The organism is Constantimarinum furrinae (assembly GCF_014295415.1).
Lineage (GTDB): Bacteria > Bacteroidota > Bacteroidia > Flavobacteriales > Flavobacteriaceae > Constantimarinum > Constantimarinum furrinae.
In genome coordinates this window covers 680,843-699,610 of record NZ_CP052909.1, presented here as the reverse complement: position 1 = coordinate 699,610, position 18,768 = coordinate 680,843, and the positions used below count along the sequence as shown (strand labels likewise).

Genomic DNA, 18,768 nt, shown 5'->3' with positions numbered 1-18,768 from the left:
TGTTTTTTTTTAGTTACGCTATCTGTGACAGATTTGTTATTTTTGTATCCCACAACAATTAAATCAAGTTATGGTCGGTAAAAACCAAACTGCTAAAGCAATTTCGTTAGAGCAATACGGAATTAAGAATGCAAAAGTTAATTATCAATTATCCTCACAAGAACTTCACAACAGAACACTTCAGAATGAACAAGGGACAGAAGCCAGCAGCGGTGCACTGGCAGTAAATACCGGGGAATTTACCGGAAGATCTCCCAAAGACAGGTTTATTGTAAAAGACGATGTGACACGGGATAAAGTATGGTGGGGGAATATCAATATTCCTTTTCCAACAGATATGTTCGACGCCCTTTATAATAAGGTGACCGATTATCTTTCTGAAAAAGAAGTATACGTAAGAGACAGCTATGCCTGTGCCGACGAAAAATATAAATTAAACATTCGTGTGGTAAACGAGTACCCCTGGTCCAATATGTTTGCCTACAATATGTTTTTAAGACCTACTGAAGCCGAGCTGGAAAACTTCGACCCCGAATGGCTTATCATTAACGCCCCGGGCTTCGAGGCAGATCCTGAAGTGGACGGTACGAGACAGCACAATTTCGCCATTCTCAATTTTACAAGAAAGATCGCCTTAATTGGCGGAACAGGATATACAGGAGAGATCAAGAAAGGAATATTTTCAGCGCTAAACTTTATTCTCCCGGTAGACAAGAATACTATGCCAATGCATTGTTCTGCCAATATTGGTGATGATGGTGAAACAGCGATATTCTTCGGATTGTCAGGTACCGGTAAAACGACGCTTTCGGCAGATCCGGACCGCAGACTCATTGGCGATGACGAACACGGCTGGACCTCCGAAAATACCATCTTTAATTTTGAAGGCGGTTGTTATGCAAAAGTGATCAACCTTTCAGAAGAGAATGAGCCGGATATTTATCATGCGATCAAGCCGGGAGCCATTCTTGAAAATGTCATCATGGATGAAAATGGGGTAGTTGATTATTCAGATACTTCCATTACACAAAATACCAGGGTAAGTTACCCTATAGATCATATCGATAATATTCAGGTGCCTTCTATTGGTGAAAATCCTAAGAATATTTTCTTCCTAACGGCAGATGCCTTCGGGGTGCTGCCTCCAATTTCAAAATTGACTCCGGGGCAGGCGGCATATCACTTTATAAGTGGTTATACAGCAAAAGTTGCCGGAACCGAAGAAGGAGTAAATGAACCCTTACCAAACTTCTCGGCCTGTTTTGGTGCTCCGTTTATGCCGTTGCATCCTACAAAATATGCCGAAATGTTAAGTGCCAAGATGAAACAGGCTGGCGTGAATGTTTGGTTGGTTAATACCGGATGGACGGGAGGTCCTTATGGTGTGGGTAGTCGAATGAAACTGAAATATACTCGTGCGATGATCACTGCAGCACTCAATCATCAGCTCGATGATGTTGCCTATGAGCAGCACCCTATATTCGGACTCATGGTGCCCCAGTCATGTCCAAATGTGCCTTCAGAAGTGTTAAATCCGAAGGAGACCTGGAAAAACAAGAAAGCTTACGACATCCAAGCTAAAGAATTGGCAAATTCCTTTAGAGAGAACTTTGCGAAATTCGAGGAATTTGCAAATGATGAAATTCTTTCCGGAGCACCAATCGCTGGTTAAACCGGATAGATCAAATAAAAAAAGGCTCCATTTTGGAGCCTTTTTTTATTTTATATAGTTGGATGTTTATTTCTTATTCATTTCCTTGATATACTTTTCAAGGGCCATGGTCATAGATGGAGTTTCGGGGGTTGGGGCCTGTATGTCCACTCGTAATCCACTTTCTGTCGCAGCTTTTACCGTGGTGTTCCCAAAGACTGCGATTCGGGTATCGTTTTGCTCAAAATCGGGGAAATTGTGCAATAACGATTCGATTCCACTTGGGCTAAAGAATACCAGTATATCGTAGTATACGTCCCGCAGATCAGACAGATCGCTAACTACGGTCTTGTAAAAAGTAGCCTGCTTCCAGTCTACGCCAAGATCGTTCAATACCAGCGGGCATTCCGGCTTTAATTTATCTGATGAAGGCAACAAGAACTTTTCGTTCTTGTATTTCTTAATGAGGGGAGAAAGCTCGGTAAAAGTTCTTTTACCTACGTAGATCTTTCGTTTTCTGTATACCACATACTTTTGAAGATAAAACGCTACCGCTTCACTCTGGCAGAAATATTTCATAGTATCGGGAACCTTAAATCGCAATTCTTCTGCAATTCTGAAAAAATGGTCCACCGCATTTCTGCTGGTTAGAATAATTGCTGTATATTTTGTGAGATCAACTTTTTGGGATCGGACATCTTTACCCGAAACACCTTCCACATGTATAAATGGCCTAAAATCAATTTTTACCTTTTGTCTTTCTACAAGATCGAAATAAGGTGAATTTTCAACTTTCGGCTCAGGTTGGGAAACCAAAATAGTTTTCACTTTCATAAGCAGCTCCTTTTTTTATTCTTAATACTACACCATCAGTTTGTATAAAATGATATAAGGTGAAATTTCAAGTGCGCAAAGATACAAAATAAAATAAAAGAAGTTCTTTAAAATTGAATTTCCATTGGTTTTATAGCTGTAAAACAGTGCGATGCCGTTTAGAAGCAACAATAGGACGAAAAGCGTTACTATATATACCTCAGAAGGAGTCGTTACGTAAAATAAAACAAGGTTGGCAATAAAAAAAAACATCGACAGCAGGTTGCGACAACTAAGTTTTTGGTACAAATAGCTGTTTATGAGGGTTTCAATAGAAAATACATGTGCTACGATCTTTTCAATACAAAACTTTACGAGTACAAATACACTATAAAACGTACAGATTTGGACATATAACCATGAATTTTGCTGTACCAGATCGGGATTATAGACTGTAAAGGCCAGATAAATAAAAAGGGAAATAGATATAACCTGTGACGCAAACAATAAAATATTAAAGGGATGATTAATTTCATTGTTTCTTCCCTGGATCAAGAAATACTTGTTGGTAAGCGGAAGCATAATAAACTCCTGAAACCGTTTCGGATAAAGATATTTTGCCAGGGCAAACAATGCAAGGCAACCGAATAACAAAAGCGTGATCCAGTCGATATTTTCGAGATGTCGGTCGGCGTAATCCACAAGAATATTTAAGGTAAAGGTACGTGAATTTATAATTGAGAAAAAGCAGGGCAATTACATTTTTCCTAACATATTATTTAGACAAAAAGAGGTACATTTGCCCAAAAAGCGGACTATGCCCAACGGTTTGGTAGTAATACCTACGTACAATGAAATTGAGAATATTGAACGCCTTATTCGCAATGTGTTTTCGTTGCAAAGGGAATTCGATATACTGGTGGTAGATGATAACTCCCCCGATGGTACAGCCGAAGCCGTTACGTCACTCATTAAAGAATATCCAAAGCGACTGTCCATTTTAAGACGAGAAGGTAAACAAGGCTTGGGAACTGCCTATATTGCCGGTTTTAAATGGGCCTTGCAATGTGATTACGATTATATTTTTGAAATGGATGCCGATTTTTCTCACAACCCAAATGACCTCATCCGTCTCTATAATGCCTGTCAGAGAGAGAATTTTGATGTTGCGATTGGATCGAGGTATGTAAAAGGTGTAAATGTTGTGAACTGGCCTATGAGCAGAGTGATGATGTCGTGGCTGGCTTCTAAGTACGTTCGTTTTATAACAGGAATGGATATTTACGATACGACAGCAGGCTTTGTTTGTTATAAGAAAACAGTGCTTCAGAAAATAAACCTAGACAAAATACAGTTTGTGGGTTATGCGTTTCAGATCGAGATGAAATTTAAAGCCTATCTGGCAAAATTCAGAATAACCGAAGTGCCGGTGGTTTTTACCGATCGAACCAGGGGGGAATCGAAAATGAGCTCGGGGATAATTTCCGAAGCTATTTTTGGAGTGATTAAAATGAAATTCAAGAGCCTTTTTGGCAGCAAAGATTTTAACGAGATTTAATGAAGACCATACTAATTAAGAACGCAAATATTGTTAATGAGGGGGAGATCCGGCAAGGTGATGTGCTTGTGGAAGGCGATCGAATCGCCGAGATCTCGACCAGTATAAGTGTAAAATCATCCGATACTAAAGTGATCGATGCAGATGGCCAGTATTTGTTGCCCGGAATGATCGATGATCAGGTGCATTTCAGAGAACCGGGGCTTACCCATAAGGCGACCATAGAAACAGAATCTAAAGCCGCAGTATCCGGAGGGATCACTTCGTTTATAGAAATGCCCAACACAGTTCCTCAAGCTACCACGATTGCGCTTTTGGAAGAAAAATTTTCAATTGCTGAAAAAACGGCCTGGGCAAATTATTCCTTCATGTTTGGAGGAACGAACGACAATCTGGAGGAAATTCTAAAAGTGGATGAAACCAAGGTTGCCGGACTTAAATTATTTCTTGGTTCGTCAACAGGAAATATGCTTGTTGACAATCCCAAAACACTGGAAAATATTTTCAGTAAAACCAAACTTCTAATTTCGGCACATTGTGAAGATGAAGCCACCATTAAAAAGAATATGGAAACGTATCTCGCTCAATACGGCGAGGACATCCCTATCGAACTTCATCCCGTAATTCGTAGCGAGGAAGCCTGCTACCTGTCTTCTTCAAAAGCCATAGAACTAGCTAAGAAAACGGGCGCACGTTTGCATGTTTTTCATCTGTCTACCGAAAAGGAAACACATCTTTTCGATAATAAAAAACCGCTTTCTGAGAAAAAAATTACTTCCGAAGTATGTATACATCATCTATGGTTCACCGACGAGGACTACAAAACCAGAGGCACCAAGATTAAATGGAATCCTGCAGTGAAGTCGAAAAAAGATCGCGACGGCCTTTGGAAAGCCCTAAATGACGGTAGAATAGATGTGATCGCTACAGACCATGCGCCTCATACGCTGGAAGAAAAGGAAAATAGCTACACAAAGGCCCCTTCGGGAGGTCCCTTGGTGCAACATGCGCTGGAAGCACTAATGGAAATGCACGATCAAGGAAAAATTTCTCTGGAAAAGATCGTCGAAAAAACAGCTCATAATCCGGCCATACTGTTTCAGATCAAGGACAGAGGTTATATAAAACACGGATATAAGGCAGATCTGGTACTAATCGACCCCAAGGCGCCGTGGACCGTGAAAAAAGAAAATATTGCCTATAAATGCGGATGGTCGCCCTTTGAAGGAATTACCTTTAAAAACCGAGTGACTCATACCATTGTAAACGGTGTCCTTGCCTATGAAAACGGTAAATTCCCGAACCGCAGTAAGGGGGAGCGCTTAACTTTTAACCGATGAATAAAATAGCACTATTTCTGCTTGCTTGTGTGGCGTTTTGGAGCTGTCAGGATGTAGATCGTCCCGAAAAGCCGGACAATCTTATCTCCAAGGATGAAATGGTAAATATTCTCACCGATGTTTACATCGCAAATGCTGCAAGAAGTGTAAATAATCGCGCTATAAGAGAACAGGGAATAAAACTCGATTCGGCTATTTATAAAAAGTACAACATAGACAGCCTTCAGTTTGCCAGAAGCAATGCATGGTATACTTCAAACCTTAACACGTACAGCAGCATCTTTCAACAAGTGCAACAACGGTTGGAAATCTTAAAGGAAAAAGCAGACAGCCTTACCGATAAAAGAGTGACCGAATTTAAAGAGGAAGAAGTCGATTCACTGCCTCCTTCTCCTCAGTTAACAGACCCTGTAGAATCTGAGATCGATCAGGATTCTTTACGGTAATTTTCAACAACTCTGTTTAAAGTTTCTTCCAAAGGTGTAAAGCTAAAATTTAGCCGCTCCTTAATTTTCGAACTGTCGTAAAAAGAATTTTTATACAAGGACTTTACCGTAGCCTTCAATAATTTTCTTTTTGTACCCAAGAGTTTTGAAAAAAACCAATCTACCGAGGCGAAAATGTTCAGAATAAATCTTGGAAGCTTTTTTTTAGGAGGTTTTGCACTTAGTTTCCTCGAAAGGGATGTTAAAAGGTCCTTATAGGTGACATTGTGACCAACCAGTACAAATTTTTCGTTTGTTATTCCTGAAATCATGAGATCTATCATCGCACGCACCACATCCTGCACATCTACAAGTCCAATCCCCCCACCGGTGTAAAAGGGAATTCCTCGTGCCCCCAGTTTAATTATGATGCCACTTCCCGAATTCCAATCGCCCGAGCCCAGAATGACTCCGGGGTTTACGATCACTGCATCCAAACCTTCTTGCGTCCCCCGCCAAACCTCCATTTCAGCTCCGTATTTGGTGATGGCATACACACTGTTTTTCTCTTCGGGATTCCAGGCTGTTTCTTCATCGATCAACTGGTTGTTCAACGATTTACCTAATGTTGCCACCGAACTCACATAACACAGTTTTTGAATCTGATTCGCCAAACACAGATTTACAATATTGGCGGTACCTTCAATATTGGCTTTTTTTAGTTTGTAATAGTGCTTCGGATTAAAACTGATATAAGCTGCAGCATGATACACATGTGTGACGCCATGAAATGCATCTAAAAGTGCGGGAATATCGGTTATATCGGCTTCAATCCACTCAATTTGCTTGAATAAGGTTTCAGGCTCTTCGGAATAATAGGAAAACACTTTTTTTACCAACTGAAGATCGCTCGAACTTCGATGTACTGCTCGAACCGCATTACCGTCTTTCAGAAGAAAGTACAACAAATGCGAACCTACCAGACCGGTGCCTCCTGTGACTAAAATCATATCGCGAAAATAGGCTTTTAATCTTTTATCTTTTCACACATCCGCCTATCTTTGCCCCAAATCTTATAAATCCGGAAGCTTGAAACTTAAAAATTTTGTAGAAGAACTCACTTGGCGCGGAATGATCCACGACGTCATGCCCGAAACCGAAGAACACCTTATGGCAGCGATGAGGTCTGCTTATGTGGGCTTCGATCCTACTGCCGATTCGCTTCATATTGGAAATCTGGTGCCTATCATGCTGCTGGCGTTTTATCAGCGTTGCGGTCATAGGCCTGTGGCATTGGTTGGAGGTGCTACGGGAATGATAGGGGATCCTTCAGGGAAATCCAGCGAAAGAAATTTACTGGACGAACCTACGCTACGACACAATCAGGAATGTGTTCGCAGACAGTTGTCACAGTTTTTAGATTTCAGTTCGGGTGCCGAAAATAAGGCGGTGATGGTGAACAACTACGATTGGATGAAAGAATTTTCCTTTCTGGATTTTATTCGTGACGTAGGGAAGCATATAACCGTAAATTACATGATGGCGAAGGATTCGGTAAAGAACAGGATTCAAGGGGAAGACACCGAAGGTATGTCGTTTACAGAGTTTACCTATCAGTTGGTACAGGGATACGATTTCCTTCATTTGTATAAGCATCACAATTGTACATTACAAATGGGAGGAAGCGACCAGTGGGGTAATATCACCACCGGAACCGAACTTATTCGTCGTATTGGAGGAGGAAAAGGTTATGCGCTTACCTGTCCGTTGATCACTAAAAGTGACGGAAGTAAATTCGGAAAGAGTGAAGGCGGCAATATCTGGTTGGATGCCAAACGCACTTCACCGTATAAATTCTATCAATACTGGCTCAACACGAGTGATGAAGATGCCGAAAAATACATAAAGATCTTCACCTTTTTAGATGAAGAAACTATAAAAGGTTTGGTGGTAGAACACCAAAAAGCACCTCATTTACGAACGCTTCAGAAAAGGCTGGCACAGGAGGTAACCACGACAGTTCACAATGAATCGGAATACGAAAATGCTGTCAAAGCTTCAGAAATTCTCTTCGGAAAATCGACTTCCGAAGCATTGAAAAACCTTAATGAACAAACCTTTTTGGATGTTTTTGAAGGTGTTCCGCAAGCAGAAATAGCCAGATCTGAAGTAAACAATGGTCTTGATATTATTTCCGCTTTAGCCGAAAAAACAGGCTTCTTAAAATCGAATGGAGAGGCGATCCGGGCGTTGAAGGAGAATTCCATTTCGGTGAATAAGGAAAAAGTTAGTGACGGATACGCGATCACTTCCGAAGACCTTATTAATAACACCTTTGTATTGCTTCAACGAGGAAAAAAGAACTACTTCATTATAAAGTTGGTATAAACCAGAAATCCCCACACCTAGTGGCGTGGGGTTTCCGGAATTAACTAACCAACCAATTATGAAAAATTGAACGAAAATCGTTCGAATCTTACATTAAGTAAGTCGGAATTCTCTACAAAAACTTACAATAAGCTATATATAATTTGTTACTTCGGGATAGGGTATTAAAGAACTGATTAACAGCGCTATACTTTCCTTTGCAATAAGCGTTATACTTATGAGAATTACCACTACCAGAATAGATACCGCCAGATTGTTCTGTTGTATCTCCTTAAACTCATTTACACCCCTGGTAAGCATAGAAAAAAGGATAAATACCATGGCATTGATAAAGACTGCCATCAAGAATCCTATAAACAGATAAAGTCCTGAATACTGTATGATAGTCGCAGTGTCTATGGTTTCGCTTTGTGTTACAGAAAGCCGAATAACATTCGTGATGGAGGGAAGTATTTCGCTTAAAATGATCCCTATTGAAAGTATAATTCCGGAAGCAAAGATGGTAAAGGCAAGATTATTACCGGTAACTTCAGTTTTTCTGAAGAAAAGCCGTTTTAAGATAGCATAAGAGACATAAATAATTACAACGGTAATAATCACCGAAAAAATGACTTCTATAATGGCGAGGGTGAAAAGTTGCGTATTCATAAGGGTTTATTTACTGGTTAGTACTACATTCCAATAGGTGACATCGTTGTATGATGGTGATAAGTATCCGATCTCAAAATACTTGGCCGTTGTTTCCCAAAGAACGTATTTTTTTCCGTTGTGTATTTTATACAGCCCTTGAGCCGGCAAATTGAGTCCGAGGATGGAGTGCCTGTAATAATCACTGTTAAGTATGGCCACATCGTACCCAAAATGTTTCAGAATGGAATAGATCATCACGGTACGGGTGTCGCAATCTCCTTTTAAATTCTGAATAAAGGACACCGGATTTTGAATTCCGTACAAAATATTGCCGATACAGCATTCCGGACATTTTTCAAGAATTTTTCGAATGGAGGCTTCGTATTGTCTCGCAGGCAAGCACTCCTCCTGAAACACAAAGGCATAAGGAATATCCTGTACACAACTCACTATCATTTCGGCGAATTCCATCCTATTGAGTTGGTGTTGCTGTTCAATATCGGTAAAGGCGTTTATAATCAGGTCGAGACTGGGTGTATCAGTACGATCGATATGGTCGTACAATGCTCCCCAAAAGTTTCCCCCGGAGGGTGGGATATAGCGGCTAATATGATCTTTCAGCCTAAGATAATCGGGTTCTCGCACGGTTAAGGTTCCCGAATAAGGGTTGCCGTAATTGTCCTTCCACGATCTCTTTGTGCTATACACTCTAATAGTGTCGTTATTTTCGATCATGGTGGTAGGCAGAGTGGCTTCTTCAGTTCTAAACGTCGTGGGTTCTGTTTTAATGCTGAGTACATCCAGAAAAAATCCGCCCAATGTCTTTAGAATAGCCAACACGATTATAATGATCACAGCATTCTTCAGCACCGAAATCCCTGCCGGACGCCCTATGATATTGATCACAAAAAAGGTTGCAATCCCAAAAGACAGTACCCAGGCCAGATAGTCGTGAAGCGGAAAAAGTGTTTTGAGGATCCCGAAACTTATCGTACAAACTACCATTACGATAAACAGCCACAGACAACCATTGGGAGATCTTTCAGATTTTTGTGCCATTAAAGTACCATTAAATTACACCCACGAATATCGCTGGTATCAAATCTACCTAAAATTTCAAAACTTCCGTCACGGTAAACTTTCCCCAGATCCTGCGTTGCGATAAACGAACAAGAATAAAGGTTGGCAAGATCTATTACATTAATGCCTCCTGCGCTGCTTCCCGAAAGGCTTAAAGCGTCTTCAGGATCCCGGGTAATGATTTTCATCCATGGCGGACAATTAAAAACACCCTTCCCCTTGGAATAGGCCTGTGAGAGCAGTTCGGTCATGCCGTATTCGCTGTGAATAGAGTTCACCCCAAAGCCGGCTTTAAGTTTTTGATGTAGCGCTTCTTTAATAAGTTCCTTGCGTTTTCCTTTCATCCCGCCGGTTTCCATAATGAGGGTGTGATTTAAATGAAATTGCTCTTTTTCAATTAGATCCAGTAAGGCATAAGAAACTCCTATCAACATAGTTTTTTGCCCCGTTTTCTCCAAAAAATGCAGTGTTTCGATCAACGCTTCTACGTTGTGTAAAAAAAATCCGCTGTGCTCATTTTTGCTGCTGCGAATAAGGTGGTCTACCATATAGATAAGCGATGACCCCTCTCGTTCCAGATAAGAAGGCAGTAGTGCCAAAATGGTGAAGTTTGTGGGGTTGCCATAGGTTTTTTTAAATCCTTCCAAAAAGCTTTGCTCGTATAGTTTGCTGCTGGCAACGTAGTGTTTGCTCAACACACTCCCGGTGGTACCGCTACTTGTGAATAGTATTTCGGAAGGTTTTTCTTCTGAAATAACCTTATGCGATTTAAAGAATTCAATAGGTAGAAAAGGAATGTCCTTTATTGTTTTTACCGTTTCTGAAGTGCGCTTTAAATGGTCACAAAATTCACGATAGACACCTACATTTTTATATTGGTATCTGAAAGTATCCAATGCCACCGATTCGAATTCGGAGGTCGATGAGATTTCAAAAATATTTGAATGGAGCATATTGTTTTTCAGAAATACCCTCAAAAATAGTCAATAAAAACAGCCTTTAAAATATACATCTGCGATAAACACCATTATTTCATGACAATTCTCTATAAAGGGTAATATTCTATTCTTAGAATCATTGCCAACAAGCATGTTACGTTAACGTTAACAATGACTATGATTTAGTGCCTAAATATTAAATAATAGTATATTTATCGCCAGAAAAATACTACTGTCATGAAGAAAAAGGAAAGTAAGATCTTACTTGTGGACGATGAACCGGATATTTTGGAAATTGTAGGGTACAATCTCACTTCTGAAGGCTATCAGGTATTTACAGCCGAAAACGGAGCTAAAGCTATAAGTCAGGCCAAAAAGCATAAGCCGCATCTTATCATTCTCGACGTCATGATGCCAGTTATGGACGGGATTGAAGCTTGTGAAAAAATACGTGCAATCCCCGAATTATCAGATACAGTGATCACATTTCTTACAGCAAGAGGTGAAGATTACTCTCAGGTGGCAGGATTTGACGCCGGAGCCGATGATTATATTACCAAACCTATAAAGCCTAAGGTTTTAAACAGTAAGGTGAAAGCGCTTTTACGCCGTTTTAAACAAGAAGAGGAAGAGGATGGAAATTTCAGTATAGGAAATCTTACCATCAATCGTGAAGAATACAAGATCATGAAGGGTAAGCAAGAGATCATTTTGCCGAGAAAGGAATTTGAGCTTCTTTCTCTGTTGGCTTCAAAGCCGGGAAAAGTATTTAAACGGGAGGATATCCTCGATCATATTTGGGGCAATGAAGTAGTCGTTGGAGGGAGAACCATAGATGTTCACATTCGAAAGCTAAGGGAGAAGATAGGTGATGAAAAATTTAAGACGGTAAAAGGCGTAGGGTACAAGTTTGTAGTCTGATGGCTGTAATATTTAAAAAAACATACAGGTTTGCCGCGATTACTTCGGGGGCGATCACCTTTTTTTTAGCACTGGCTATGGGTGTTTTTTTTTTCTTCTCGAAAGTTAACAATTACTGGTATTTCGGCGCATTTGTAGTAATATCCTATGTCGTTTGTTTTTTGATCATTCAATACAGGGTTGAACGAATGATCTATACCCGCATTCAGAAGATCTACGACGATGTAACCCTGTTGGACAAAACTTCTTTTGCCAAACCGCAGATCACTACCGACATGAAAACCCTCACCAGAGAGGTAGAACGATTTGCTCAAAATAAGAAGCTGGAAATTGAAACGCTAAAAGTGCGGGAGAATTACAGGAAGGAATTTATTGGGAATATTTCACACGAACTAAAAACGCCATTATTTACCGTACAAGGCTACATTCTAACACTGTTAGATGGTGCCATGAAGGACAAGTCGGTGCGAAAAAAATACCTTCAACGAGCGAGTAAGGGTGTAGAGCGACTTATTTATATTATTAAGGATCTGGATATGATCACTAAGCTGGAGGTGGGAGATCTCAATCTGGTTAAAGAGAATTTCGATATCATAAAACTGCTTAAAACCATATTCGACCTTTATGAAATGAAGGCCGCCCGTAAAAACATAACACTCACTTTCGATATTGATTATGAAGAAAAGGTTATGGTTAATGGCGATAAGGAGAAAATTGAACAGGTGCTCTCCAATTTAATTATAAATTCTATTAAATACGGGAAACAAAACGGAACCGTAGAAGTAAGTATCGAAAACTTAATACGAAATAAAGTGATCATTCGGGTTACAGACAATGGAGAAGGTATCGCTCGGGAACATATTCCCCGAGTATTTGAACGATTCTATCGCGTAGATAAAAGCGGATCGAGAAAAGAAGGGGGCAGCGGACTCGGACTTGCCATCGTAAAACATATTGTAGAAGCGCACAATGAAAAAATATATATTGAAAGTCAGTTAGGCGTGGGGTCCGAGTTCTCTTTTACCCTCGAAAAGGCTAAATAACGAACTACCGTCTACTTCACATCTTAGTCCGTGAAAACCTTGATACACTTTTACTTTCTCCAGTGCTTCATACGTAAAGTCCTCTTGTTTACAACTGGGAACCCAACCCTTTTCTGTACATCGTGAAGCGAGATATTCCTGCTCGTATTGTCCGGGAGTCGGAATAAAAAAAGCCTTCTTCTCCATTGTAGCAAGATCCATGATCGTGGTATAACCGCTTCGGGAAAGAACAAGACCACTTTCATTGATTGCCTTTTCGAGCGCTTCACTTTCCATATAATTTACGATCTCAATATTGTCATGGATGCTTCGTTGCTGTTCGTCTTCCACGATACCCTGTATGAGTAATACGCGACAGTCTTTTCCGGTTAGCTCATCAAGTATCTTCTCCTCCAGCATGGTACGTTGAGGTTCTGGTCCCGAAAGTAATGCCAGAACATCGTAGACAATGGGTATTTCTGCTTTTTTCATTCTGCTTACCGGTCCCATGTATTTTATATTGAGATTGTGAACCTTGGGATGCCCTAGTGTTCCGCTAAGGTTCTCGTCATTATCCACATCGGGCACCCAGCATTCATGGAATTTCTGAATGATCTTCTGATGCATCATACTACTGAAAAATGAAGTGCTACCGCTTAAAACATTTAACTGATGCGTGATAAAGACCGAAGGCACCTTTTTTGAATGAATCCCAAAACGGTTATCGCTTATAATACCATCTATTTTGCCTTCAGAAACCAATGCATCGATCATTTTTTTTTCTGAAGCCATCGTTTTCCTAATTCCCGGTAAACTTTTCAGCAGCTTCCATTTTAACTGTGAGGGTTTTTTCGGATACGTTATGGAATAAGAAGGTAGTTCCAGCCACGAAAGTTTCGGAAATTCTTTCCGAAGCAAATTCAAAGCGGCACCATCGGAAGCGATACATACGGCATACCCCTTTGTTATCAACGCACGAATTATAGGTATGCAGCGCGTCGCATGCCCTAATCCCCAGTGTAACGGAGCAACTAAAATTGTTTTCGATCCTTCCACAAAACAAAGGTAAGCATATTCGCAGCCGATTATTATTTGCTTAATTTTACCGAATCATTAATTATTTAGAAACAGAAGTAAGGTGGGAAGTAAAAATAAACTGAAACGATTTAAAGAAAATGAGACGTTTGCCAATGTAATTCAGCCAACCCGGGAAGAGGTTTTCTCGAATTCACTACAGTTAAAAGGCAGCTGGAAATCTAAATTCTTTAAAAATGACCACCCGCTAATCCTCGAACTTGGCTGTGGAAAAGGAGAATACACTATTAATCTGGCAAAAAGTTATCCCGACAAGAATTTTCTCGGGATCGATATCAAGGGAGCGCGCTTCTGGCGTGGGGCAAAAACAGCTTTGGAAGACGGTTTACACAATGCTGGATTTCTACGAACACAAATTGAACTAATAGATCTGCTCTTTGCTGAAAATGAGGTCGATGAGATCTGGATTACCTTCCCCGATCCACAAATAAAATACAAACGCACCAAGCACCGGCTCACCAATGCCGAATTCCTCGAAAAATACAAGCAAATACTAAAACCAGACGGAGTGGTCCACCTAAAAACCGACAGTGAATTTATGCACGGCTATACCTTGGGACTCCTGCACGGACGAAATGAAGAGGTTATTTATGCACATCACGATGTATATGGAAATGACCATTCGCCCGAAGAAGTAACACAGATTCAAACATATTATGAGAGTCAGTATCTGGAGGTTGGCAAGAAGATCACCTACATTAAATTTAGATTCCGTTCGTAATAATTTGTTTATATTCACTACCCAAACCAACCATGAATGTCATTAATTCTTAATTTTTTTATAGGATTTTTAGCTGCATTCGTTGGTGTAATTCCACCCGGTCTTCTCAATATGTACGCTGCTAAAGTTAGCATGAAAGAAGGTCGTAAAAAGGGATTACTCTTTTCCACCGGCGTTTGTGCTACGGTGATGATCCAAACCTATGTAGCACTGTTATTTGCCAGATATCTCGATAAGCATCCGGAGATCGTAGACAGACTACAGCAGGTTGCGTTAGGAATCTTTATCTGTATTACCATTTACTTTTTGTTTATAGCAAAAGACACACGTCGGGAAGTTAGAAAAGACTTCAATAAATCGAAAACCAGTAGGTTTCTTTCAGGGATGATGTTGGGAGCATTAAACTTGTTGCCTTTTCCCTATTGGGTGTACATTAGCATCACTTTTGCCGGTTTTGGCTGGTTTGAGTTTAGTCAGCCCGAATTATGGTCCTGTGTAATCGCTTCTGGTATAGGGACTTTCGTGATGTTAGCGATCTATGTTCAGTACTTCAGAAAAAAGGAACAGCGATCCAAACCACGCATCAACATGAACTACGTCATAGGCTTTATAACATTAGTGATCTCCATTATCACAGCCATAAAAATTTTTAATGATTTTTGAATATGGCAGATCAGGGTTTTTTCAATAAAGTTTATGAGGTGGTACGGTTAATTCCCTTTGGGAGGGTCACTACCTATGGTGCCATCGCAAAATATTTAGGTGCGGCAGGAAGCGCACGCATGGTAGGATGGGCAATGAACGTTTCTCCCGATGACGTTCCGGCACACCGGGTGGTAAACCGAATAGGATTATTAACGGGGAAGCATCATTTTAAAGGCACCAACCTCATGCAGCAACTACTGGAAAATGAAGGAATAGAAGTTTACGACAATCAAATTCAACACTTCGAAGCGCTGCTGTGGGATCCTCAAAAGGAACTTTAGCAAGTAAAAGAAGCATTAAAAACTCATCGATCTATTAACGTCTAACCCTCCTCCAAAACTTCCCGCTTCCTCCTTCCTGCTTCAATCTATATTATTTATATTTGCACTTTAGAATGAATCTAAATATAGAAGCATACGAGTAATGAAATTGAATAAGAAAGAGATACTTGCGGCATTGGAAACCATCACCATTTCGGGAGAAGGAAAAAATATGGTAGACAGCGGTGCAGTTCAGAATGTAATGTGCTTTGCCGATGAGGTTGTTGTAGATCTTAAGATCTCTACGCCCGCCATGCATATTAAAAAGCGGGCCGAAGCCGATGTGATCGCAGCGATCAAGGAAAAAGTCTCTTCCGAGGCTAAAGTTCAGGTCAATATACAGGTGGAAGCACCTCCAAAACAGGAATCCAACCCTTCAAATCCCAACCTCATTAAAGGTAAGCCCATCCCGGGAATCAAGAATATTATAGCTGTTGCCTCAGGAAAAGGAGGAGTAGGTAAATCTACCGTAACGGCAAACCTTGCGGTTACCTTGTCTAAAATGGGATTTAAAGTTGGAGTTCTGGATGCCGATATTTACGGCCCTTCTATTCCCATCATGTTCGATGTGGCCATGGAACGCCCTCTGTCCATAAATGTGGATGGAAAAAGTAAAATGAAACCTATCGAAAGTTATGGGGTAAAGGTATTATCGATCGGATTCTTTACGAAACCCAATCAGGCAGTGATTTGGAGAGGCCCTATGGCTTCCAAGGCACTCAATCAGTTAATTTTCGATGCCGCCTGGGGTGAATTGGATTTTATGCTGGTAGACCTTCCACCCGGAACAGGGGATATACACCTTAGCATTATGCAGTCCCTGCCCATTACCGGTGCCGTAGTGGTAAGCACACCGCAAACAGTTGCGCTGGCCGATGCCCGCAAAGGAGTGGCCATGTTCCAACAGGAAAACATTAATGTTCCCGTTTTGGGAATCATAGAAAATATGGCGTACTTCACTCCCGAGGAACTGCCCGATAACAAATATTATATTTTTGGAAAGGAAGGTGCCAGAAACCTTGCCGAAGACCTGGAAGTTCCCTTTTTAGGTGAAATTCCGTTGGTTCAAAGCATACGGGAAGCCGGCGATGCCGGAAGACCTGCCGCCTTACAGACGGCAACTCCATTAGAAGAAGCATTCGAAACGCTAACCCGAAATGTAGTCGAGGAAACCGTGAATAGAAACGATGCGCTTCCGCCTACCGAAGCAATTAAAATAACCACCATGGCAGGTTGCAGCGCCATAAAAAAATAATATGACCGGAAAAGAACTTAAATCTAAGGTAGAGGATGCACTCGATGAGATTCGTCCTTTTTTGCAAAGTGATGGCGGCGATATATCGCTACTGTCCATCGACGATGACACCATCGTGCGCGTTCAGTTACAGGGCGCTTGTGTGGGCTGTACGGTAAACCAGATGACCTTAAAGAGTGGCGTGGAAATGACGATTAAGAAGCATGCACCACAGATCGAAAAGGTGATCAATGTCGAGCTTTAATTGCCTTTTTATTATGGGTCAACTCGCCTTCGCACCACAGGTGCTTCGGTGAGTCGGGCTTTCGGCCATACACGCCTGCCGGCGGGGTATGTTGCCTCAATCCCTTGCCCGCTAAAACAGTTGTTGAAAATTCATGATTAAAACAGATATTCTTATTATTGGTGCAGGTCCTACGGGACTTTTTACCGTTTTTGAAGCCGGATTACTTAAATTGCACTGCCATCTTATCGATGCCTTGCCACAACCCGGCGGACAATGTGCCGAGATCTATCCTAAAAAACCTATATACGATATTCCCGCCTTTCCCGAAATACTTGCAGGCGAATTGGTGGACAATCTTTTAAAGCAAATTGAACCCTTTCAACCCGGATTTACCCTGGGAGAACGAGCTCAAACCATCGAGAAACTCGACGATGGGACCTTTATAGTAACCACCAATAAAGGGACTAAACACCATGCTCCTGTGGTTGCTATTGCCGGTGGATTAGGCAGTTTTGAACCCAGAAAACCGCCAATAACTAATATAGCAGACTACGAAGACAAAGGAGTGGAGTACATTATTCGGGACCCCGAATTGTACCGAAATAAAAAGGTGGTCATCGCGGGGGGCGGAGATTCAGCTCTGGATTGGAGTATCTTCCTGGCCGATGTGGCTTCTCAGGTTACCCTTATTCACAGACGAAATGAGTTCAGAGGTGCTCTGGACAGCGTGGAGAAAGTTCAGGAACTTAAAAATGCTGGTAACATAGAATTGATCACCCCGGCCGAAGTGATCGATATCGTTGGAGAAGATCGGGTTAAGGGCGTTTCAATAAAACGTGGTGCCGATGTTTTTAACAAGGAATGCGATCACTTTATTCCGTTATTCGGATTGGCGCCAAAATTGGGGCCTATTGCCGATTGGGGACTGGAAATTGAAAAGAATGCCATAAAAGTCGATAATTCCCTCGATTATCAGACTAACATTCCCGGGATCTATGCCATAGGCGATGTTAATACCTACCCCGGAAAACTAAAACTCATCCTTTGTGGCTTCCACGAAGCTACATTGATGTGCCAAAGTGCCTTTCAGCGCATCTTTCCCGATAAACGTTATGTGATGAAGTATACAACAGTGGGTGGCGTGGAAGGATTTGACGGCAGCAAGAAGGAAGCGCCAAAGTCGGTAATAAAATCTATTGATTAAGGAATTAGGAATTCGTAATGATTAATGTGTAATGACTAATGAGTAATGTGTAATGAATGGTGGGTTCTCACTAACCGATATTTAAGAGGAAAAACAGTTAGAATCTAGGCTTAATACATGTAAAGCAAGAATATTAAAATTGGATATTAGAATTACAATAACCGACCGTGAAGGAACATCACATCAAATTGATGCACCAACCGATATGAATATGAACCTTATGGAGGTTATTCGTTCCTACGAACTCGCCCCCGAAGGGACCATTGGCATCTGTGGTGGTATGGCCATGTGTGCATCCTGCCAATGTTATATTGTAAGTGATCACGAACTGCCTGAAATGAGTTATGACGAAGATGCCATGCTTGCCGAAGCATTTAACGTAAAGAATAACAGCAGACTGGGCTGCCAGATCTTTATCACTCCACAACTCCAAGGACTCGAAGTGGAGATCGCCCCGGAATCCTAAACCCACGTTT

The 18,768-nt window shown here is 41.1% G+C and carries 21 protein-coding genes; 14 read left to right on the top strand and 7 right to left on the bottom strand.

Annotated features, from left to right (window positions below):
- The first annotated feature begins 70 nt into the window (after nt 1-70).
- Nucleotides 71-1,672 (top strand): phosphoenolpyruvate carboxykinase (ATP), encoded by a 1,602-nt coding sequence (pckA, locus tag ALE3EI_RS03290; protein ID WP_186990810.1) that lies wholly within the window; start codon nt 71-73, stop codon nt 1,670-1,672.
- A gap of 66 nt (nt 1,673-1,738) precedes the next feature.
- Here pckA and ALE3EI_RS03285 read toward each other — a convergent pair whose 3' ends face one another.
- Together ALE3EI_RS03285 and ALE3EI_RS03280 are read right to left on the bottom strand one after the other, a co-directional pair.
- Nucleotides 1,739-2,485: a uroporphyrinogen-III synthase gene (locus ALE3EI_RS03285; RefSeq protein WP_186990808.1), complete on the bottom strand. Its 747-nt coding sequence runs from the start codon at nt 2,483-2,485 to the stop codon at nt 1,739-1,741.
- Between the two features lie 27 nt (nt 2,486-2,512).
- Entirely contained in the window at nt 2,513-3,166 is a 654-nt protein-coding gene (locus tag ALE3EI_RS03280; protein WP_186990806.1) for a DUF4271 domain-containing protein, read from the bottom strand.
- Between the two features lie 115 nt (nt 3,167-3,281).
- Here ALE3EI_RS03280 and ALE3EI_RS03275 point away from each other — a divergent pair, with 115 nt between their 5' ends.
- From ALE3EI_RS03275 to ALE3EI_RS03265, 3 genes are read left to right on the top strand one after another with little or no spacing between them, the layout of a single operon-like run.
- On the top strand, nt 3,282-4,022 hold the full coding sequence (locus ALE3EI_RS03275) for a polyprenol monophosphomannose synthase (RefSeq protein WP_186990804.1): 741 nt from the start codon (nt 3,282-3,284) through the stop codon (nt 4,020-4,022).
- The gene (locus ALE3EI_RS03270) at nt 4,022-5,362 is read left to right on the top strand and encodes a dihydroorotase (protein WP_186990803.1); all 1,341 of its coding nucleotides are present in this window, start codon (nt 4,022-4,024) and stop codon (nt 5,360-5,362) included. Before ALE3EI_RS03275 ends, ALE3EI_RS03270 begins: the two co-directional genes overlap by 1 nt.
- On the top strand, nt 5,359-5,808 hold the full coding sequence (locus tag ALE3EI_RS03265) for a DUF4296 domain-containing protein (protein ID WP_186990801.1): 450 nt from the start codon (nt 5,359-5,361) through the stop codon (nt 5,806-5,808). The genes ALE3EI_RS03270 and ALE3EI_RS03265 overlap by 4 nt, the downstream gene beginning before the upstream one ends.
- Here the strand turns inward: ALE3EI_RS03265 and ALE3EI_RS03260 are convergent.
- Nucleotides 5,790-6,797, bottom strand: a complete 1,008-nt coding sequence (locus ALE3EI_RS03260) for an NAD-dependent epimerase/dehydratase family protein (protein ID WP_186990799.1) — start codon at nt 6,795-6,797, stop codon at nt 5,790-5,792. The genes ALE3EI_RS03265 and ALE3EI_RS03260 overlap by 19 nt on opposite strands.
- Nucleotides 6,798-6,876: 79 nt before the next feature.
- Here ALE3EI_RS03260 and tyrS point away from each other — a divergent pair, with 79 nt between their 5' ends.
- Nucleotides 6,877-8,175 (top strand): tyrosine--tRNA ligase, encoded by a 1,299-nt coding sequence (tyrS, locus tag ALE3EI_RS03255; protein WP_186990797.1) that lies wholly within the window; start codon nt 6,877-6,879, stop codon nt 8,173-8,175.
- A gap of 132 nt (nt 8,176-8,307) precedes the next feature.
- Here tyrS and ALE3EI_RS03250 read toward each other — a convergent pair whose 3' ends face one another.
- From ALE3EI_RS03250 to ALE3EI_RS03240, 3 genes are read right to left on the bottom strand one after another with little or no spacing between them, the layout of a single operon-like run.
- Nucleotides 8,308-8,823, bottom strand: coding sequence for a DUF350 domain-containing protein (locus ALE3EI_RS03250; RefSeq protein WP_186990795.1), 516 nt, complete (start codon nt 8,821-8,823; stop codon nt 8,308-8,310).
- Between the two features lie 6 nt (nt 8,824-8,829).
- Nucleotides 8,830-9,864 carry a hypothetical protein gene (locus tag ALE3EI_RS03245; protein WP_186990793.1) on the bottom strand — a complete coding sequence of 345 codons (1,035 nt, stop codon included), beginning with the start codon at nt 9,862-9,864 and terminating at the stop codon, nt 8,830-8,832.
- Nucleotides 9,864-10,838 carry a LuxE/PaaK family acyltransferase gene (locus tag ALE3EI_RS03240; protein WP_186990791.1) on the bottom strand — a complete coding sequence of 325 codons (975 nt, stop codon included), beginning with the start codon at nt 10,836-10,838 and terminating at the stop codon, nt 9,864-9,866. The genes ALE3EI_RS03245 and ALE3EI_RS03240 overlap by 1 nt, the downstream gene beginning before the upstream one ends.
- Before the next feature lie 222 nt (nt 10,839-11,060).
- Between ALE3EI_RS03240 and ALE3EI_RS03235 the strand changes: the two genes are divergently transcribed.
- Both ALE3EI_RS03235 and ALE3EI_RS03230 read left to right on the top strand, forming a co-directional pair.
- Entirely contained in the window at nt 11,061-11,744 is a 684-nt protein-coding gene (locus ALE3EI_RS03235) for a response regulator transcription factor (protein WP_186990789.1), read from the top strand.
- Nucleotides 11,744-12,787 carry a sensor histidine kinase gene (locus ALE3EI_RS03230; protein WP_186990787.1) on the top strand — a complete coding sequence of 348 codons (1,044 nt, stop codon included), beginning with the start codon at nt 11,744-11,746 and terminating at the stop codon, nt 12,785-12,787. The genes ALE3EI_RS03235 and ALE3EI_RS03230 overlap by 1 nt, the downstream gene beginning before the upstream one ends.
- On the opposite strand, the gene ALE3EI_RS03225 is transcribed toward ALE3EI_RS03230, so the two are convergent.
- The gene (locus ALE3EI_RS03225; protein ID WP_186990785.1) at nt 12,740-13,822 is read right to left on the bottom strand and encodes a glycosyltransferase; all 1,083 of its coding nucleotides are present in this window, start codon (nt 13,820-13,822) and stop codon (nt 12,740-12,742) included. The genes ALE3EI_RS03230 and ALE3EI_RS03225 overlap by 48 nt on opposite strands.
- Before the next feature lie 82 nt (nt 13,823-13,904).
- Here ALE3EI_RS03225 and trmB point away from each other — a divergent pair, with 82 nt between their 5' ends.
- From trmB to ALE3EI_RS03190, 7 genes are all read left to right on the top strand, one after another.
- Nucleotides 13,905-14,582, top strand: coding sequence for a tRNA (guanosine(46)-N7)-methyltransferase TrmB (gene trmB, locus ALE3EI_RS03220; protein WP_186990783.1), 678 nt, complete (start codon nt 13,905-13,907; stop codon nt 14,580-14,582).
- Between the two features lie 36 nt (nt 14,583-14,618).
- Nucleotides 14,619-15,245 carry a lysine transporter LysE gene (locus ALE3EI_RS03215; RefSeq protein WP_186990782.1) on the top strand — a complete coding sequence of 209 codons (627 nt, stop codon included), beginning with the start codon at nt 14,619-14,621 and terminating at the stop codon, nt 15,243-15,245.
- 2 nt (nt 15,246-15,247) lie between these two features.
- On the top strand, nt 15,248-15,568 hold the full coding sequence (locus tag ALE3EI_RS03210; protein ID WP_186990781.1) for an MGMT family protein: 321 nt from the start codon (nt 15,248-15,250) through the stop codon (nt 15,566-15,568).
- A 142-nt stretch (nt 15,569-15,710) separates the two neighbouring features.
- The gene (locus ALE3EI_RS03205; protein WP_186990779.1) at nt 15,711-16,862 is read left to right on the top strand and encodes an Mrp/NBP35 family ATP-binding protein; all 1,152 of its coding nucleotides are present in this window, start codon (nt 15,711-15,713) and stop codon (nt 16,860-16,862) included.
- Between the two features lies 1 nt (nt 16,863).
- Entirely contained in the window at nt 16,864-17,106 is a 243-nt protein-coding gene (locus ALE3EI_RS03200) for a NifU family protein (protein WP_186990777.1), read from the top strand.
- A gap of 133 nt (nt 17,107-17,239) precedes the next feature.
- A complete protein-coding gene (locus tag ALE3EI_RS03195; RefSeq protein WP_186990775.1) occupies nt 17,240-18,292 on the top strand; it encodes an NAD(P)/FAD-dependent oxidoreductase in 1,053 nt (350 codons plus the stop codon).
- Between the two features lie 139 nt (nt 18,293-18,431).
- The gene (locus ALE3EI_RS03190) at nt 18,432-18,758 is read left to right on the top strand and encodes a 2Fe-2S iron-sulfur cluster-binding protein (protein WP_394367141.1); all 327 of its coding nucleotides are present in this window, start codon (nt 18,432-18,434) and stop codon (nt 18,756-18,758) included.
- Nucleotides 18,759-18,768 lie beyond the last annotated feature (10 nt).

What these genes read in the sequence shown, in the direction of transcription:
- ALE3EI_RS03275 (WP_186990804.1), top strand. Translation starts at nt 3,282, where the DNA reads ATGCCCAACGGTTTGGTAGTAATACCTACGTACAATGAAATTGAGAAT.
- ALE3EI_RS03235 (WP_186990789.1), top strand. Translation starts at nt 11,061, where the DNA reads ATGAAGAAAAAGGAAAGTAAGATCTTACTTGTGGACGATGAACCGGAT.
- ALE3EI_RS03260 (WP_186990799.1), bottom strand. Translation starts at nt 6,797, where the DNA reads ATGATTTTAGTCACAGGAGGCACCGGTCTGGTAGGTTCGCATTTGTTG.
- pckA (WP_186990810.1), top strand. Translation starts at nt 71, where the DNA reads ATGGTCGGTAAAAACCAAACTGCTAAAGCAATTTCGTTAGAGCAATAC.
- ALE3EI_RS03245 (WP_186990793.1), bottom strand. Translation starts at nt 9,864, where the DNA reads ATGGCACAAAAATCTGAAAGATCTCCCAATGGTTGTCTGTGGCTGTTT.
- ALE3EI_RS03215 (WP_186990782.1), top strand. Translation starts at nt 14,619, where the DNA reads ATGTCATTAATTCTTAATTTTTTTATAGGATTTTTAGCTGCATTCGTT.
- ALE3EI_RS03265 (WP_186990801.1), top strand. Translation starts at nt 5,359, where the DNA reads ATGAATAAAATAGCACTATTTCTGCTTGCTTGTGTGGCGTTTTGGAGC.
- ALE3EI_RS03240 (WP_186990791.1), bottom strand. Translation starts at nt 10,838, where the DNA reads ATGCTCCATTCAAATATTTTTGAAATCTCATCGACCTCCGAATTCGAA.
- ALE3EI_RS03195 (WP_186990775.1), top strand. Translation starts at nt 17,240, where the DNA reads ATGATTAAAACAGATATTCTTATTATTGGTGCAGGTCCTACGGGACTT.
- ALE3EI_RS03210 (WP_186990781.1), top strand. Translation starts at nt 15,248, where the DNA reads ATGGCAGATCAGGGTTTTTTCAATAAAGTTTATGAGGTGGTACGGTTA.
- ALE3EI_RS03270 (WP_186990803.1), top strand. Translation starts at nt 4,022, where the DNA reads ATGAAGACCATACTAATTAAGAACGCAAATATTGTTAATGAGGGGGAG.
- ALE3EI_RS03205 (WP_186990779.1), top strand. Translation starts at nt 15,711, where the DNA reads ATGAAATTGAATAAGAAAGAGATACTTGCGGCATTGGAAACCATCACC.
- ALE3EI_RS03200 (WP_186990777.1), top strand. Translation starts at nt 16,864, where the DNA reads ATGACCGGAAAAGAACTTAAATCTAAGGTAGAGGATGCACTCGATGAG.
- ALE3EI_RS03230 (WP_186990787.1), top strand. Translation starts at nt 11,744, where the DNA reads ATGGCTGTAATATTTAAAAAAACATACAGGTTTGCCGCGATTACTTCG.
- ALE3EI_RS03250 (WP_186990795.1), bottom strand. Translation starts at nt 8,823, where the DNA reads ATGAATACGCAACTTTTCACCCTCGCCATTATAGAAGTCATTTTTTCG.
- ALE3EI_RS03285 (WP_186990808.1), bottom strand. Translation starts at nt 2,485, where the DNA reads ATGAAAGTGAAAACTATTTTGGTTTCCCAACCTGAGCCGAAAGTTGAA.